This window comes from Brevundimonas sp. PAMC22021, assembly GCF_019443405.1.
Classification (GTDB): domain Bacteria; phylum Pseudomonadota; class Alphaproteobacteria; order Caulobacterales; family Caulobacteraceae; genus Brevundimonas.
This window is the reverse complement of sequence record NZ_CP080376.1, coordinates 59,624-75,218: the sequence shown is the minus strand read 5'-3', so window position 1 is coordinate 75,218 and position 15,595 is coordinate 59,624. Positions and strand designations below refer to the sequence as shown.

The following is a 15,595-nucleotide window of genomic DNA, read 5'->3' as shown; positions in this document are numbered from 1 at the left end:
AGATCGAAGCTGCTGTGGTCTCCGGCTCATCAGCCGACGCTGTCCTCGCCGCCTCGCATGCCCGGACGAGGCGGCCGGGGAGAGCGTCGGCCGGCTGCGAGGCTCGGGTACCGATGATCGAGCCAGGCTCCTGGCCTTCTGCCTAGAAGCGGCGGCCAATCCCCACCGACACCACCCACGGGTCGAGGTGCACATCGGAGCGCAGCGCTCCGTCGTTGACGTTCGCATCGGTATTGAACCAGACGCGCTTGACGTCGACGTTGACGCTCCACGGGCCTTTCAGGCCGATGTCCGCGCCCGCCTGCAGCGCGTAGCCGAAGCCGTCATCCAGATCGACATCGAAGCCATTCTTGTTGTCCCCGCTGTGAAAGACCATGGCGTTCACCCCCGCGCCGACATAGGGGCTGATCGTTCCTTGCGTCAGCGGACGATACTGCAGCGTCACGACCGGCGGCAGCACCCAGGTCTTGTGGACCGCCACGTCTGTGTCGCCGCCCTGCGCGCGGATCTCGTGCCGCGTCGTACCCAGGATCGCCTCGACCGCCAGGTGGTCTGTCAGGAAGTAGGTGAAGCCCAGGGTCGGCATGATGCTATCGCTGACGTCCACATGCAGGCCGCTGTCGGCCCCGGCGGCGGTGACGATGGCGTCATCGGCGGTGGGCGCCACGTCGGTCACCCGCCCGATCACGTTCCAGTCGCCGGCGCGCGGCAGGGTCCAGTCGGCTTGCGTCTGCGCCATGGCCGGCGCGGCCAGTCCGGCCGCGGCGACGGCCAGGAGCAGGGTCTTGATGGTCATCTCAGTATATCCTGACGCCCGGCGCCGCGAATGCGGCCATGAAGTTCAGGCGTCGAAAGAGGTGATGCGCAGGATCAGGAAGCTTCGCCTTGATCCAGCGCAAACCGTTGTCTCAAACCACGCGGGCGTGACGCTTGGCCGTCGGCTGCACCAGCGGGTCGAAGGCGGCGCAGACCGCCCGAACGAACGGCCGCCCCGCCTCGGTGACGCGCACAGCGCCGCCATCGATGCGGACCAGACCGTCCGCGACGAAAACGTCCAGCGCCTCACGCACGCGGCTGGCCGCGCACAGGCCTTGGCCATGCCGTGCGGCGACCGCCGTCACATCCACGGCGAAGTCGCACATCAGCCGCTCGATCAGTTCGGCAATGAAAGCGTCGCGCGGCGTGATCTCCACCCCGCGCGCGACTGACAGCCGCCCCTTGCCCACCGCCGCGCGCCAGTCGCGCTCGACCGTCAGGTTCTGGGCGTAGCCCTGCGGCGACCGGCTGATGGCCGAGGCGCCCAGGCCGATCAGCAGCGGCGCCGCATCGTCGGTGTAGCCCTGGAAGTTGCGCTTCAGCCGGCCGCTCCGCGCCGCGAGCGCCAGGCTGTCGGTGCGCAGGGCGAAATGGTCGATGCCGATCGCCTGCCAGCCGTGGGCGATCAGGAAGCGGCGCGCGGCTTCGCTCTGGGCGAAGCGCAGGTCGGGGCCGGGCAGGTCCTCGTCATGGATCAGCTTCTGGTGCGGCTTCATCCACGGCACATGGGCGTAGCCGAACAGGGCGATGCGCTCCGGCCGCAAGGTCGCGACCTGCTCCAGCGTCGCCAGCACCTCCTCCACGCCTTGCAGAGGCAGGCCGTACATGAGGTCGAGGTTCAGCGAGGTGACGCCGCAGGCCCGAAGCATGGTCGCTGAATTCGCGATGCTGTCGAAGCTCTCGGGCCGGTTCACCGCCGCCTGCACCACCGGCGACAGGTCCTGCACACCCAGGCTGGCGCGCGTCAGGCCGAGCGCGCCGGCCGCCGCGATCCAATTGTCGGTCAGCACTTCCGGATCCAGTTCGGCGGCGAACTCGTGGAGGCCCGACAGGTCGAAGACGTCCGACAGCCCCGCCATCAGTCGGCTCAGGTCGCCGGGCGAAAGCATGTTGGGCGTGCCGCCGCCCAGGTGCAGCCGCTCGATCCTGATCCGGCGTCCCGCCGCCTCGGCGGCCAGCGCCGCCTCCTTCAGCACCAGCTCCACATAGGCGGAGATCGCTTCCGCCCGGTTCATCGCCCGGGTGTTGCAGCCGCAGTACCAGCACAGCCGCTTGCAGAAGGGAATGTGGACATAGAGCGAGGCGGGCTGATCCGGCGCAGACCGGAGCCAGCCGACCCAGTTCGCGGCCCCGACGGCGGGCGTGAACTGCGCCGCCGTCGGATAGGAGGTGTAGCGCGGCGCGCGGGCGTCGTAGCGGGCGATCAGCTCGCCTGTCGACGGCGCCGCGCCGGGGTCACAGCGGGACATCGGTCTGTGCATCCTGATCCGGGATCGACAGGCCGGGATCGCCTTCGTCGAACAGGTGGAACTCGTGCCAGACGCCGTTCAGGACGCCGAAGCCGACGGCGAGGCCAAGCCCCAGAACCCAAGTAAAATACCACATGGCTTTGCGCCTTCCTGATCAGTAGAGGTCGGGGTTGGTGCGCAGCGCGGCGGTGGTCGAGCGACCCCACAGCACCCTGTAGACCCACGAGGTGTAGAGAAGAATCAGCGGCAGGAAGATGATCGTCACCACCAGCATGATGAACAGGGTCACATGGCTGGAGGAGGCGTTCCATGCCGTGAGGCTGGACTGCGGATCGATCGAACTGGGCAGGATGAACGGGAACATCGACAGGCCCGCCGTCGAGATGATGCCCAGCGTGCCCACGGACGATCCGCCGAACGCCAGCGGCTCGGAGCGACGCCACAGGCCGATCAGCGCCGCCGCCGTACCAAGGAAGCCCAGCACCGGTGCGATCGCCATCCACGGATAGCGTCCGTAGTTGTCCAGCCAGGCGCCAGGCGCAGCCTGGACCGCCGTGCGCAGCGGATTGGACCATCCGTTCGGATCGACCTCGCCGACGATTCGGAAGCCCAGCGGCCCGAAGGCGACATACAGGCCTCCGGCGGCGAACAGCACCAGGCTGAGGATCGCCGCGATCGTGCCGAAGCGACGGGCGCGGTCGCCAATCACGCCGCGCTCGGCCTTGAGGCCTAGCCAGGCCGCGCCGTGCAGCACCAGCATCGAGACCGACAGCAGGCCGCAGATCAGGCTGAAGGGCGTGAACAGACCCAGCAGATGACCTTCGTAGAAGGACCGCAGGTTGCTGTCCAACCGGAAGGGCGCGCCCAAGAGCACATTGCCCACCGCCACGCCGAACACCAGGGCCGGCACGAAGCCGCCGATAAACAGGGCCCAGTCCCAGGCCGTGCGCCATTTCCCGTGCGGCCGCTTGGATCGGTATTTGAAGGCGACGGGACGCAGGATCAGCGCCGACAGCACCAGGAACATGGCCAGGTAGAAGCCCGAGAAGCTGACGGCGTAGACAAAGGGCCAGGCGGCGAAGATCGCGCCGCCGCCGAGGATGAACCAAACCTGGTTGCCTTCCCAGGTTGCGCCGATGGTGTTGATCACGGCGCGGCGTTCTTCATCGGTCCGAGCCACAAAGGGCAGCAGGGCGCCGACGCCGAGATCAAAGCCGTCGGTCAGGGCGAAGCCGATCAGAAGCACGCCCAGCAATCCCCACCAGATCAGGCGAAGGGTGGCGTAGTCGAGAGGAAGTTCCATTGGAGGATGTCCTAGGGGATGTCGGTCAGGCGGTGGCCGGAACGGGCACGCCGTCCTGGGTTCCGGTCAGGTCGGGGCCGCCCGCCGGCGCGGGGCGATCCAGTTCCTGCTGCTCGTGGAACGGGCCCTTCTTGATCGCGTGCAGGATCAGGCCGACCTCGACCACGGCCAGGGCGCCGTAGAAGACGGTGAAGCCGATGATGGTGGTCCACAGCTGCGGGACCGTCAGGCTGGACGCGCCCATGAAGGTCGGCAGCACGCCTTCCACCGCCCAGGGCTGGCGGCCGTATTCGGCCACCACCCAGCCCAGCTCGGCCGCGATCCACGGCAGCGGGATCGCCAGGACGCACAGCCGCAGGAACCAGCGCGTCTCGTGCCTGCGCAGCGTGCACAGCACAAAGGCTGTGGCGAACAGGGCGATCATGGCGAAGCCGATAAAGGCCATGAAGCGGAACGACCAGAACATCACCGGGACGTTCGGCACGGTGTTCCAGGCGGCGACCACGACCTGGTCCGGGGTCGCCTGTCGCGGATCGGCGACATAGCGGGTCAGCATCAGACCGTAGCCAAGGTCGCGCCGGTGTTCCTCGAACTGGGCGCGGGCGGCGACGTTGTTCGGATCGGCCTTGATCGTCTCCAGGGCGTCGTAAGCGATCACGCCGCTTTCGATGCGGGTCTGCGCCAGCGCCACCAGCTGCACGATGCCGTCCACGCTGCCGTCCAGACTGCGGGTCGAGATCAGGCCCAGGACCCACGGCACCTGCACTTCAAAGCGGGTTTCGCGCGTTTTCATGTCCGGCATGCCGAACAGGGACAGGCTGGCCGGGGCCGGCTGGGTGTTCCACATGGCCTCGATGGCGGCCAGCTTCATCTTCTGGTTGTCGGTCAGCGCATAGCCGCTCTCGTCGCCCAGAACGACCACCGACAGAGAGGCCAGCAGGCCAAAGGCCGCCGCCACCGTCATGGACCGCTTAGCGAAGCCCTTGTGCCGGCCTTTCAGCAAATAAAAGGCCGAGATCCCCAATACGAACACCGCCGCGATCACGTAGCCGGCCGAGACCGTGTGGACGAACTTGGCCTGGGCCACCGGGTTGAACAGCACGGCCATGAAGTCCACGACCTCCATCCGCATCGTCTCGGGATTGAAGGCCGAGCCCACGGGATTCTGCATCCAGCCGTTGGCGATCAGAATCCACAGGGCTGACAGGTTGGTGCCCAGCGCCACCATGAAGGTCACGAACAGATGGACGTGCCGGCTCAGCTTGTCCCAGCCGAAGAACATCAGCCCCACGAACGTCGCCTCCAGGAAGAAGGCCATCAGGCCCTCAATGGCGAGCGGGGCGCCGAAGATGTCGCCGACGTAATGCGAGAAGTAGCTCCAGTTCATGCCGAACTGGAACTCCATGGTCAGGCCGGTGGCGACCCCCAGCACGAAGTTGATGCCGAACAGGACGCCCCAGAAACGGGTGATGGTTCGCCAGATCGGCCGGCGGGTCATCACATAGATGCTCTCCATGATGACCAGCATGAAGGACAGGCCGAGCGTCAGCGGCACGAACAGGAAATGGTAAAGGGCTGTCAGCGCGAACTGCAGCCTTGATAGGTCGACGACCGCAAGGTCGATCATGGCGAGGCTCCATGGCGCCGGCCCCCACGACCTGCGCCCTATGAGAGACGCCCTAAGGCCCGCGACCGCATCGCGCCTTGATCGAGATCAAAGAGAAGCGCGCGTGGATCGGCGTATCGGGCGTCCATGACCGCACAGCCCCTCGTCTCTTCCCTCTCGCCGCGTCCGTGGTTGTCCCACGTCGCCCGGCCGCATCGTCGTCTCGCCGGCATGGCCGCCCTGGCGACGATCGCCGACGTGGCGCTGGCCGTGGGCTTTGCAGCCGGCCTGGCGCTGGCGGTGCATCATCTGCCGCAATCCCTGAACGCCGCCGCTCCGTGGATCGCCCTGGCCATGGTCGCCCTGCCGGCGCGTGGCCTGCTCGGCCAGGGCGCGCTGGCGCTGTCGGCCCGGCTGGCGCGACGGGTAAAGGCAGACGTCCGGACCGGCGCCCTGAAGGCCCTGTTCGCCTCGCATGGATCGGCCGACAGGCGGCTGACGGCGGCCGTGGAGGGCGTGGAGGCGCTGGATGGCTACTACGCCCGCTTCGCGCCTGCGCGCACGGCCGCGGCCCTGTCGCCGCTGCTGCTGATTGCAACCGCTGCGCTGGCCAGCCCGATGTCGGCCGCCATCCTGCTTTTCACCCTTCTTCCCTTTGTCGCCGGGATGGCGCTGGCCGGCACGGCCGCCGCCGCCGAAAGTCGTCGGCAGTTCGACGCCTTGGAACGCCTCAGCGGCCTGTTCCTGGACCGCGTGCGGGCGCTTCCCGCCCTGCTGGCCTTTGACGCCGAGGCGCGCGCGGCGGCGGAGATCGAGCATGCCGCGACCAGTCTGGCGGCGCGCACCTCCAGGGTGCTGCGGGTCGCCTTTTTGTCGTCCGGGGTGCTTGAGTTCTTTTCGGCTCTCTCGGTGGCGCTTGTGGCCGTCTACTGCGGCTTCAACCTCCTGCGGCTTCTGCCCTTCCCGGCGCCGGAGACCCTGGACCTGCCCCGCGCCCTTTTCGTGCTGGCGCTGGCCCCCGAGGTCTATGCGCCCATGCGCCGGCTGGCCGCCGCCTACCACGACCGTCAGGCGGCCGAGGCGGCCGTGTCCGCGCTTCAGACGCCCCCCGTCCGCGATCCGACGCCGACGCCCCTTGGCCGCCACGCGGGGTCGATCGCCTTCCGATCCGTCGCCATCGGCTATGGCCTAGCGCCCGTGATCCAGGATTTCGACCTCGACATCCGCCCCGGGCAGATCGTCGCCCTGACCGGAGCGAGCGGGTCGGGCAAGAGCAGCCTGCTGCACTTGCTGCTGGGACTGGTCCCCCTCGCCGACGGCGAGGTGGAGGTCGGCGGCGTGCGCATGCCGCCCGAGGGCTTCGCCGGACAGATTGCCTGGGCCAGCCAGAACCCGGTCGTGCTGCCCGGCACGCTGTTCGACAACATCGTTCTGGCCCACCCGCGGGCCAGCCGGCGCGACGTCATGCGCGCCGCGGGCCTGGCCGGCTTGCACGGCGATCTCGAGCGCCCCTTGGACGAGCGCGGCGGCGGCCTGTCCGGCGGCGAACGCCGTCGGCTGGGTCTGGCGCGCGCCCTGCTGAAGCCGGCGCCGCTGCTGCTGCTGGACGAACCCACCGCCAACCTCGATCCCGAATCCGAGGCCCGGATCATCGCCGTGATCCGCCGGGCCGCTGAGGGCCGCACGACCCTAGTCGCCACCCATTCCCCGGCCGTCACGGCCCTGGCCGATCGCGTGGTGCGGCTGTGAACGCCTCTGGAAGACCGTCCCCCGTCCGGCGCCTGCTGGTCGCCGAGTTCCGGCTGCAGCGCCCCCGGCTGGCCGCCGCCGCAGTCACCGGCGGTCTCGTCTCAATGGCCTCCGTGGCGCTGCTGGGCCTGTCCGGCTGGTTCATCACCGCCGCAGCGCTGGCGGGCCTGGCGGGCAGCGCCGTCGCCCAAGCCTTCAACTACCTTCTGCCCAGTGCCTTTATCCGGTTGCTGGCGATCGTCCGAACGGCCGCGCGCTATGGCGAGCGGCTGACGGGGCATGAAGCGGGGCTTCAAGGGTTGGCGGCGCTGCGCCCTCGGCTGTTCGCCGCCTTGGCCTCGAGCCGGCCCGACCGGGCGCTGGCCCTGGCGTCCGGCGAGGCCTCGGCGCGGATGGTCCAGGACGTGGACAACCTGCTGACGTTGTTTATCCGTCGCTCGGCCCCTTGGAGCGCGGGCGCGGGCGTAGCGGCCGCCGCCGCCATGGCGCTGCTGGCCGGCCCCCCCGCCGCCTTCGTGACCCTGGCGGCGATGGGCCTGAGCGCGTTCGGAGCGATCGTGATTGCGCGGCGTTGGGTTGAGCCTGTCGCCGCGGCGGTCCCATCGACCATGGGAGCGCTGAAGACCCGCCTGTCGGCGCTGTCCGCCGCCGCGCCCGAACTGCGCGCCTATGGCCTGGACGGCTGGGCTCTGGCGGAAGGGCAGGCCGCCGGGCGGGATCTGGACGCCGCCAATCAGAAGACCGCCACGGTCGCGGGGTGGCTGATGGTCTGGCAATCCGCGATCACTGCGGCGGGCCTCGCTGTGGTATTGCTGTCCGCCCGCGACGCATCCCAGCCGCTGGCGGCGCTGGCGGCTCTGGCCCTGGTCATGGGAATGGAGTCCGCCTCCGGCCTCGTCGCCGCCCTGCGTCAGGCTGGCGCGGCCGAGGCGACATTGGACCGTCTGGACGCCCTGTTCGACGCCGGTCCCGACGCCCCCGCCTGGGACCTGACCTCCGACACCCTCTCCATCGACGGCCTCGTCTCCGTCTCGCCGTCCGCACGACTGGCGCTCACAGGTCCGTCAGGCGTCGGCAAGACCACGCTGCTGGAGCAGATCATCGGCCTGCGTTCGGCCACGGCGGGAGTCACGCTCGGCGGGGTGCCTGTCAGCGACCTTGCGCCGAAGCAGCGCCGCGCTCTGTTCGCCTACGCCGCCCAGGACATACGGCTCATCGACGGCTCCGTTCGGGACAACCTGCGGCTTGCGGACCCCGACGCCACCGACGAAGCGCTCTGGGCGGTGCTGGAGGACGCGGCGCTGTCCGTACGCTTCAAGAGTTCCCCGCTCGGCCTGAACACGCCGGTCAAAGCCGGCGGTCAGGCGCTGTCAGGCGGCGAGCGGCGGCGGCTCGGCCTTGCACGGGCCTATCTGCGGCCGGCGCCTTGGCTGGTGCTGGACGAGCCCACCGAAGGGCTCGACTTCGCCACGGAGGCGCAGGTGCTATGGCGGCTTCAGCAGAGACTGGCCCGCACCGGTCAAGGCCTCCTGCTGGTCAGCCACCGCCCTTCGCCCGCCGCCCTTTGCGAACAGGTCGTCTGGATCGAAGGGGGGGACGGGAATCGTCGAGTGCGGCTGGCGCCGGGACGCCACGCGCTTCAGCCCTCGCCGCTGGCGATGGCCTGAAGCTGGTCGGGCCGCAGAACCTGCAGTTCGTGCAAGGACACCAGGCGCACCACGCCGGACGCCTTCAGCCGGCTCAGCACGCGGCTGACCGTCTCAATGGTCAGGCCCAGATAATCTGCGATCTCGGCCCGCGTCATGGGCAAGCGGACGTGGTTCTCGGGGGCGGAGCGGCTGGGATCGTGCGACGGCAGGTCGAGCAGGAACGAGGCCACCCGTTCCTGCGCCGTTTTGCGGCCGAGCAGCAGCATCTGGTTCTGCGCCGCCGCCAGTTCATGCGAGGTGCGGGTCAGCAGCGTTCGCTCCAGCGCGGGCGTGTCGCGCACCAGCGCCTGATACTCGGCTCGGCGGAACCGGCAAAGTCGCGAGGCCTCCATCGCCTCGGCCGTAAAGCCAAAGGTCTCGCCGCCCGCTAGGCCGAGAAAGTCGCCGGCGAAAAGGAATCCGGTGATCTGGCGCCTGCCGTCAGGCAGCAGCTTGTAGACCCTGAGTGAGCCCGCCGTGACGTTGAACAGGTGGCGAGCCGGTTCGCCCTCCAGAGCCAGCACCTCGCCGGCTGCAAGCGCCACCGTGTCAGCCAGCGCATTCAAGCGCTCAAGGGCGGCGCCGGCTACGTCGCTGCACACGCTGTATGCTCTCGCACCGCAGCGCAGGCAGCTGTCAGCGGCGGAACGGCTCACGCAACCCTCAGACCCATTTAACCCTGAGACCATGGCGGCTCGATACAACGCAAGTTGACGCAATCAAAGGGGAACCATCCTGAGGTCGTGAGTTCGATGATGGAACAGCTGCGGAACGCCGGAGTTTTCGCGGCCTGACGGACTTCGAGAGATCGGAAGGGCCTAGGTGTGTCGAGTGCAGAGTGTTGTACCATGGTGGTCGCAGCTAAATTCGAACAACAGGCGCTATTCCCCTACTAGCGATTAAACGGAGAGCGAAGCCACCTCGTTGCCTTGCCAGGGCCGGGAAGCACCAAGAGCGGCCATGCAGACCAAGCCGCAGATTCCGCACTCAGCGCGTGAGCAATATGTCCGTTGCTGCAAGCAATGACTACTTCGCCTTACCACCCTTAGGCGACGTTGGCCGGACCCGCTTTGGAGCCCGGCTCGACTTCAGAGATCGATCTGCTCCGACATTTCCAAGACGTCGTCCACCTCGATGCCGAGGTATCGCACTGTGCTCTCCAGCTTTCGGTGACCGAGCAGCAGCTGACATGCGCGCAGGTCGCCGGTCTTCTTGTATATCAGCGAGACCTTCGTCCGCCTGAGGCTGTGCGTGCCGTAGCACTGCGGCTCGAGTTCAATCATGCACATCCAGCGGTCGACCAGTCGGGCGTACCGTCCAGTCCCGATGTGCTGAACGGGCCGGCTGCGGCTCGGGAACAGCCAGCCGTCGTGACGTCGTCCACGGACCTGCAGCCAAGTGGCGACGGCGTCACGCGCAGGCTCTGTGATCTCGAACGGCACTGGCCTGCCGGTCTTCTGCCGAACCTCGATCGATCGTTGGCGGAGTACGCCGCCTGGAGCCAAGTCGCTGACCCGAAGCCGCACGAGGTCACAAGCTCGCAGCTTGGAATCGAGAGCGCAGTTGAACATCGCCAGGTCGCGAACGCGCCTTGCGGCCTTCAACTGTTGTCGGATAACCCAGATGTGCTTGGGCTTGAGCGGCGCCTTTGGGCCGATCAAACGTCCGGCGTTCCAAGGGCGCTTGGGTTGGATGAACAGGTCAGACTGGCGCATCGCCAACCTCCTTCGAGGATGCCGCCTCCCTGCGCGCCCAAGATGCCCCAGACGCGGCTGCTGCGCGCCGGCCGCGGACACTGGTTGGTTGCCGGTAAACGGACATTCTTCGAGCCGGGCGGCAGCACTGCTTTCGACCCGGACGGCGCCGCGTCTTGCACCACCCGCCAACGTGCTTCATCTCACTGACAGGCCCTCCAGCGAGATCTTGTGATAAGTAACTGCCGAAGTTCCGCTGTCGCGCACGGGATCGCGGCGGGCGCGGTCGCCGTAGCGGCATACATCATGGCCGCCTTGTGCGTAGGCTGGCCAGTTTCGATCCTGCTCGAGCCCATGGGCTACGACCGGCCCCGCTTCGCAGCCGAAGCCGCGATTTCCACCTGCCTTGGCACGATCGCCAGTTGGCGACTGACCAACGCCCTGTTCCCCAGCCGACCGGGCAAGTGGATCTTCGCGGCGTTCGCGGGAGTGGTTGCGCTCGTCTCGCTCGCGGGCGGAAACAATTCAGCGAACTGGCTTCATACGGGTCAGGCGCTGCTCCTCGTCGGGCTAGCCTACGCTTTGTTCTGGCCGCATCGAAGGCCTGCTCGCTGACGGCAAACGTCTGCTCATCGTGCAGGCGTTCAGCTGCCTGGCTCAGATCGAGACTAACACGAGTCCGGAACATCCGTCTCGGCGTTGAATGCCGAAACGATGCGGACGAAACATCCGGGCGCCGCGAAGGTCAGCATGTGAGCCCCGGACACGACGGTGGCGAATGTCACCTCGCCGACCTCGGACAATTTCGCGGCATGGGCGACGGCGCGCTCGTAGGGCGTGTTGGGGTCAAGCGTGCCATGGATCGCCAGGGTGCCTGGCATTGAGACCGGGCTCCGGCCGGACCGGGCATCCCGGTCGTACAGCGGCGCGGACGGAGCGACGAGCAATCCGGGCAACGGACTGGTGAACACGGCGTCGCGGGCTTCGGCCTCAACCACTTCAGCCGTCAGATCACGACAGCCGTTGTTCTCGGCGTTGAGGCGCCCGCACCTTCCAATAAGCTGCGCAGAACAACAGGGCTGGAGACAGCCGATCGGACAAAGCCCCTCCAGCTTCCGAGCGTCTTCGCCGATGGCCTTTGGCCTTGAACCACGATAAGATCTGACCGTTTGCAGAACGTCGAGGCTTGCCCCCACCCTAGTGACGTCAAAAGGACCTTGCCTTGCTCGACCTCAACTCAGCGACCGCCTCCGAACTCGACGGGGTTGAAGCACTCTCGGAACACGGCTTCGAGATCGTGCGCTATCGCGAAGAGCGCGGCCGGTTCGACGAGGTGCGCCAGCTGGAGGAGGCGCCTGGCTTGGCCGGCAAGTGGTCAGGCGCCGAGCACAGCGTGCAAGTCGGCGCATAGTCTGGCCCCTACCCTTCCTCGTCCGGATCGACCGCCAGGTCGGCCGTGGCGTACAGGTAGTCGAGCAGGTCTCCGGGTTTGCAATCCAGGGCCGCGCAAAGGCGAGCAAGCGTGCGGAAGCGGATGCCCTTGACCTTGCCGGACCGGAACAGAGACAGCTGCGTCTCGCTCAGTCCGACCTGCTGCGCCAGATCGCGCGCCTTGAGCCCCTTTGCGACGATTAACGCATCCAGCGTGACCTGCACCGGCATCAGATCATCTCGTCCAGTTCGGCCTGCACGGCGCCCGCCTGGTCCAGCACACGCCCGAAGAGGAACAGCGCGCCGCCGATCATGCCGAGCGTCATCCCTGCCACATCAAAATGCAGATAGCCGCCGCGTGACTGTTCTATGATCCGGAGCAAGTTCGTGGCGACAAAGACGCTGAACACGCCGCCTAGCCCCAATGACAGTCCGACGCGCCTGAGGGCGTTAGCCACCGTTGGCGCGAACAGTTGGCCTTGGGACAGATTACCCATGGCCTGACCGATGGACCAGACGCCGTAGAGGTAGAAGAGCGGCGAAATCGCGTGAACGACCCCACCCCAGACCCTTCTGTCGTCATCCGGCGATCGGCCGATCCCGCTGACGAGCGGGACTACGATCGTCGTCGCCACAACCACCAGCCCGACCGTCACGGTCATCAAGACGGCCAGCCATCGAAAGCGGCCGCACATACGCCGGAAGCGGGAAAGGTCCGAAGGTGTCATGGCGGCTCCTGAAGCTGTCCAAACTTTAATCTTGACTTAAAGTCGCGAGCTTCGCAACTTTAGCTTGGACTTAAAGAGATGGCGAGGGGCGGCATGGCGGATCTGGCGATCGAGACACTGCGGTTGACAAGACGGTTCGGCGATCGATCGGTGGTTGACGCCGTGTCGCTGTCTGCGCCCCGGGGGTCCATCTACGGGTTTCTGGGCCGCAACGGCGCGGGCAAGACGACCACGATCCGGATGCTGCTGGGCCTGCTGAAGCCCACCTCCGGCGCCGCCGTCATCGGCGGCGTGGATGTCGGAGCCGACCGGATCGCAGCCGCCCGCAAGGTAGGGTCGTTGCTGGAGGCGCACGGCTTCTACGCCAATCTGACCGGACGCGAGAACCTGTCGCTGACCTGCACCCTGCGAGGGTTCGCTAGGAGCGAGATCGACCGGGTCCTCGATGTCGTCGAGATGCGCCGCGACGCTAACCGTCGCGTCTCGGATTACTCGCTCGGCATGCGCCAGAGGATCGGACTGGCGCGGGCGCTTCTGGGGGCGCCCGCCGTTCTGATCCTCGACGAGCCGACCAACGGCCTCGACCCTGAAGGCATCGCCGACATGCGTCGGCTCCTGCGAGGCCTGCCCGACGCCGCCGGAGCCACCGTTCTCGTATCCAGCCACCTTCTCAGCGAGATCGAACAGGTCGCCACCCACGTCGGGATTCTGAGCCAGGGCCGGCTGGTGCTTGAAGACGCGCTCACACGACTAAAGGCCGAGCAGGCGCCGGAACTGGAGCTCCGCATCGATGATCCGCAACGCGCCGCCGGGGTGCTGCGGGATCGTGACCTCTCGGTGTCGATGCGTGATGCGGCCCTAACTGTTCGCCTGCGCCCCGGGCACGATCACGACGCCGCCTGCGCGGCCCTCAACGTCGCCCTGGTCGAGGCCGGCGTCGGCGTCTTCTCCCTGGGCGCCAGACCTCCCTCGCTCGAGGGCATCTATGAGTGCGTATCCAGATCAAACGAGACGGCCATGCCCCCGCAGAATGAGGCCGCCCGATGATCCGAATTCTGATCGTAGAGGCCCGCAAGCTCAACCGGTCGCTGGTGCTGCTCCTGGCGGCGGCGGCGCCCACGCTGGTGGCCGTCTTCGCCTTCTTCAACATGCTGCGTTTCGAAGAGGCCCAGCCCTGGGCGATGTGGCTGCAAGGCGCGGCCGCCATCTGGGCCTTCTTCATGTTGCCGATGAGCGTGACGGCGCTCACCGCCCTGGTCGCGCACATGGAGCACGGACCGCGCGCCTGGGATCAGCTGCGAGCCCTGCCAATCGCCCGGTGGAGGATCTACGCCGCCAAGGCAATTTGCGTCCTCGTCCTGATCGCCGGCATGAGCCTGGCCAACCTGGTGCTGACGATAGGGGCGATCCATCTCGCGACGGCGGTGAAGCCTGAGCTCGCCCCAACCGGTACGCTGGACCTGGCCGAAAACCTGATCACGACGGGCAAGGTTGCGGCCGCAGCGTTGCTGCTCACCGCGATCCAGTTCTGGACAGCCATGCGCTGGAGCAGCTTCGTTCCCGCCCTGGCGCTCGGCATCGGCGGGACCTTCTTTGCGGTCGTCGCCACCGCCGCGAAACAAGGCGTCTTCTTTCCCTGGCAGATGCCCATCAACATGCTGGCGACGGACGCCTGGCGTGTTCAGACGGCCCTTGTGCTGGGCGCTGGCCTCGGCCTGTGCGTCTTCGTCGCCGCCATCATCCATCTGGCTGGACGAGAGCCGGCCTGATCGCTTTCGACTCTCTTATTTCCGAACCAGAGGAGGACAGAAGATGCCGCAACCCTTCCGTACCGGTCTCAGACCGCTTGCGCCCGCCCCGATATGCCTGGCGGCCGGCATCCTCATCGGCATCCTGGCCGACGATCTCGGCCTGTGGATCTGTGTCGGCGTCGCCGTTGGGGCCGTTCTGACAGGGCGCCTTGCGTCGGAGACTGGCCGATGATCCACCAATCCACGCTCTCTGCCGACGTTGCGCCATCCGGTCCGAGGCCCAGGTTCACCGCGCGATACGCCGTCCTTCTGGCGACGGTGCTGCTCGCCACCTTCGTGGTTCATGAGGCGGCGCACTGGGCCATGGGCACCCTGCTCGGCCATCAGATGTCCTACGGCCTGAACGGCTCCGTCCCCTCGGCGGCGACACCGCCGCAAGATCACGCTCTGATCTCGACTGCGGGTCCCGCGGTGACCGTGCTGCAGGCGCTCATCGCCCTGGCCTTTGTTCGAGCAAAGCGGAGTGTGAACGCCTATGCCGTGCTGTATGCGGCCGCCTTTATGCGCGTGGTGGCGCAGGGTCTCAGCTTCATCCTGCCGAACGATGAGGCGCGCGTGAGCGCCTGGCTAGGGATCGGCTTTTGGACCCTGCCGATTCTCTTGGCCCTCGCCCTCGTCGCCTGCACGATCTGGGCCTCCAGGCGCCTGCGTCTGTCGTGGCGGTTCAACGCCATGGCCTACCTGGTCTCCAGCCTGGCGGTGAGCGCGATCGTAGGCGCAGACATGGTGATCGGGCACTAAGGCCGGCGGCGACAGGCCAGCGTGAGAGCGCGCATCCATCCGCACTAGTGAACCGTGCGTGGGCGCGACCGCGTGTCCCACTTATCGCCCACGCGATGCTCGCCCATCTCACGGTCATGAAGTCAGTGATGCTCGCCCTCGCCGCCTCCGCCCTGCTGCTGGGCGCGTGCGACCCGATCGACACCTCCGCCCTTCGGGAGGTGGAGGAGACGGTGGCTAGCACGAGGCGGACGGTCGAGCTGGCGAACCAACATGGCGCCCAGATCCAGCAGGCGGTCCAGGATCCCGCTGGTGCGCTTCGCTCCATCGCTGGCGCCCAGCTGGCGCGGACGCCGACCGACCAGCCCGGCGTGTTCGTGCTGACCGATCTCGCGACCGGGTGTCAGTTCCTGGCGACCTACGCCGACGACGGGCGGACGGTCAGCTCTATCGCCCCACGAACGCAGGTAGGCGCGGCGGTGCAGCGGTGCGTGGGTGTGGCGGATGGCGCGACCGAGGACGGCTGACCCGGTCGCGAGCTTTGCCGCGTGCTGAAGAACTGCCGACCAGACGGACGAGG

The 15,595-nt window shown here is 67.5% G+C and carries 18 protein-coding genes; 8 read left to right on the top strand and 10 right to left on the bottom strand.

The genetic code is table 11. From position 1 onward, the window contains the following. Positions 1-142 precede the first annotated feature (142 nt). The 5 genes from KY493_RS00330 to KY493_RS00310 form a co-directional block, all read right to left on the bottom strand. Positions 143-796, bottom strand: coding sequence for an OmpW family protein (locus tag KY493_RS00330; protein WP_219897040.1), 654 nt, complete (start codon positions 794-796; stop codon positions 143-145). A gap of 112 nt (positions 797-908) precedes the next feature. Then, a complete protein-coding gene (gene hemN, locus KY493_RS00325) occupies positions 909-2,285 on the bottom strand; it encodes an oxygen-independent coproporphyrinogen III oxidase (RefSeq protein ID WP_219897039.1) in 1,377 nt (458 codons plus the stop codon). Then, positions 2,272-2,421: a cytochrome bd-I oxidase subunit CydX gene (gene cydX / locus KY493_RS00320; RefSeq protein WP_219897038.1), complete on the bottom strand. Its 150-nt coding sequence runs from the start codon at positions 2,419-2,421 to the stop codon at positions 2,272-2,274. The genes hemN and cydX overlap by 14 nt, the downstream gene beginning before the upstream one ends. A gap of 18 nt (positions 2,422-2,439) precedes the next feature. Further along, a complete protein-coding gene (gene cydB / locus KY493_RS00315) occupies positions 2,440-3,588 on the bottom strand; it encodes a cytochrome d ubiquinol oxidase subunit II (RefSeq protein ID WP_219897037.1) in 1,149 nt (382 codons plus the stop codon). Positions 3,589-3,613: 25 nt separating this feature from the next. Beyond that, a complete protein-coding gene (locus KY493_RS00310; protein WP_219898235.1) occupies positions 3,614-5,212 on the bottom strand; it encodes a cytochrome ubiquinol oxidase subunit I in 1,599 nt (532 codons plus the stop codon). Between the two features lie 129 nt (positions 5,213-5,341). Between KY493_RS00310 and cydD the strand changes: the two genes are divergently transcribed. After that, the gene (gene cydD / locus KY493_RS00305; protein ID WP_219897036.1) at positions 5,342-6,943 is read left to right on the top strand and encodes a thiol reductant ABC exporter subunit CydD; all 1,602 of its coding nucleotides are present in this window, start codon (positions 5,342-5,344) and stop codon (positions 6,941-6,943) included. After that, positions 6,940-8,610 carry an amino acid ABC transporter ATP-binding/permease protein gene (locus tag KY493_RS00300; protein WP_219897035.1) on the top strand — a complete coding sequence of 557 codons (1,671 nt, stop codon included), beginning with the start codon at positions 6,940-6,942 and terminating at the stop codon, positions 8,608-8,610. The genes cydD and KY493_RS00300 overlap by 4 nt, the downstream gene beginning before the upstream one ends. On the opposite strand, the gene KY493_RS00295 is transcribed toward KY493_RS00300, so the two are convergent. Both KY493_RS00295 and KY493_RS00290 read right to left on the bottom strand, forming a co-directional pair. After that, the gene (locus tag KY493_RS00295; RefSeq protein WP_255567931.1) at positions 8,583-9,233 is read right to left on the bottom strand and encodes a helix-turn-helix domain-containing protein; all 651 of its coding nucleotides are present in this window, start codon (positions 9,231-9,233) and stop codon (positions 8,583-8,585) included. The two genes, KY493_RS00300 and KY493_RS00295, sit on opposite strands and share 28 nt — an antisense overlap. 486 nt (positions 9,234-9,719) lie before the next feature. Then, on the bottom strand, positions 9,720-10,346 hold the full coding sequence (locus KY493_RS00290) for a tyrosine-type recombinase/integrase (RefSeq protein WP_219898234.1): 627 nt from the start codon (positions 10,344-10,346) through the stop codon (positions 9,720-9,722). Positions 10,347-10,631: 285 nt separating this feature from the next. Here KY493_RS00290 and KY493_RS00285 point away from each other — a divergent pair, with 285 nt between their 5' ends. Beyond that, entirely contained in the window at positions 10,632-10,940 is a 309-nt protein-coding gene (locus KY493_RS00285; protein ID WP_219897033.1) for a hypothetical protein, read from the top strand. Between the two features lie 53 nt (positions 10,941-10,993). On the opposite strand, the gene KY493_RS00280 is transcribed toward KY493_RS00285, so the two are convergent. Beyond that, entirely contained in the window at positions 10,994-11,323 is a 330-nt protein-coding gene (locus tag KY493_RS00280) for a S9 family peptidase (protein WP_219897032.1), read from the bottom strand. 224 nt (positions 11,324-11,547) lie between these two features. Between KY493_RS00280 and KY493_RS00275 the strand changes: the two genes are divergently transcribed. Further along, a complete protein-coding gene (locus KY493_RS00275; RefSeq protein WP_219897031.1) occupies positions 11,548-11,736 on the top strand; it encodes a helix-hairpin-helix domain-containing protein in 189 nt (62 codons plus the stop codon). A gap of 8 nt (positions 11,737-11,744) precedes the next feature. Here KY493_RS00275 and KY493_RS00270 read toward each other — a convergent pair whose 3' ends face one another. Together KY493_RS00270 and KY493_RS00265 are read right to left on the bottom strand one after the other, a co-directional pair. Then, positions 11,745-11,987 carry a helix-turn-helix transcriptional regulator gene (locus KY493_RS00270; RefSeq protein WP_219897030.1) on the bottom strand — a complete coding sequence of 81 codons (243 nt, stop codon included), beginning with the start codon at positions 11,985-11,987 and terminating at the stop codon, positions 11,745-11,747. Beyond that, positions 11,987-12,484, bottom strand: coding sequence for a DUF2975 domain-containing protein (locus KY493_RS00265; RefSeq protein WP_219897029.1), 498 nt, complete (start codon positions 12,482-12,484; stop codon positions 11,987-11,989). The genes KY493_RS00270 and KY493_RS00265 overlap by 1 nt, the downstream gene beginning before the upstream one ends. A 93-nt stretch (positions 12,485-12,577) precedes the next feature. On the opposite strand from KY493_RS00265, the gene KY493_RS00260 reads away from it, so the two are divergent. From KY493_RS00260 to KY493_RS00245, 4 genes are all read left to right on the top strand, one after another. Continuing rightward, positions 12,578-13,531, top strand: a complete 954-nt coding sequence (locus KY493_RS00260; protein ID WP_219897028.1) for an ABC transporter ATP-binding protein — start codon at positions 12,578-12,580, stop codon at positions 13,529-13,531. Beyond that, complete coding sequence (locus KY493_RS00255) at positions 13,528-14,253, top strand: ABC transporter permease (RefSeq protein ID WP_219897027.1); 726 nt, start codon at positions 13,528-13,530, stop codon at positions 14,251-14,253. Before KY493_RS00260 ends, KY493_RS00255 begins: the two co-directional genes overlap by 4 nt. A gap of 210 nt (positions 14,254-14,463) precedes the next feature. After that, entirely contained in the window at positions 14,464-15,036 is a 573-nt protein-coding gene (locus KY493_RS00250; RefSeq protein WP_219897026.1) for a hypothetical protein, read from the top strand. Between the two features lie 128 nt (positions 15,037-15,164). Beyond that, positions 15,165-15,542: a hypothetical protein gene (locus KY493_RS00245; protein WP_219897025.1), complete on the top strand. Its 378-nt coding sequence runs from the start codon at positions 15,165-15,167 to the stop codon at positions 15,540-15,542. Positions 15,543-15,595 lie beyond the last annotated feature (53 nt).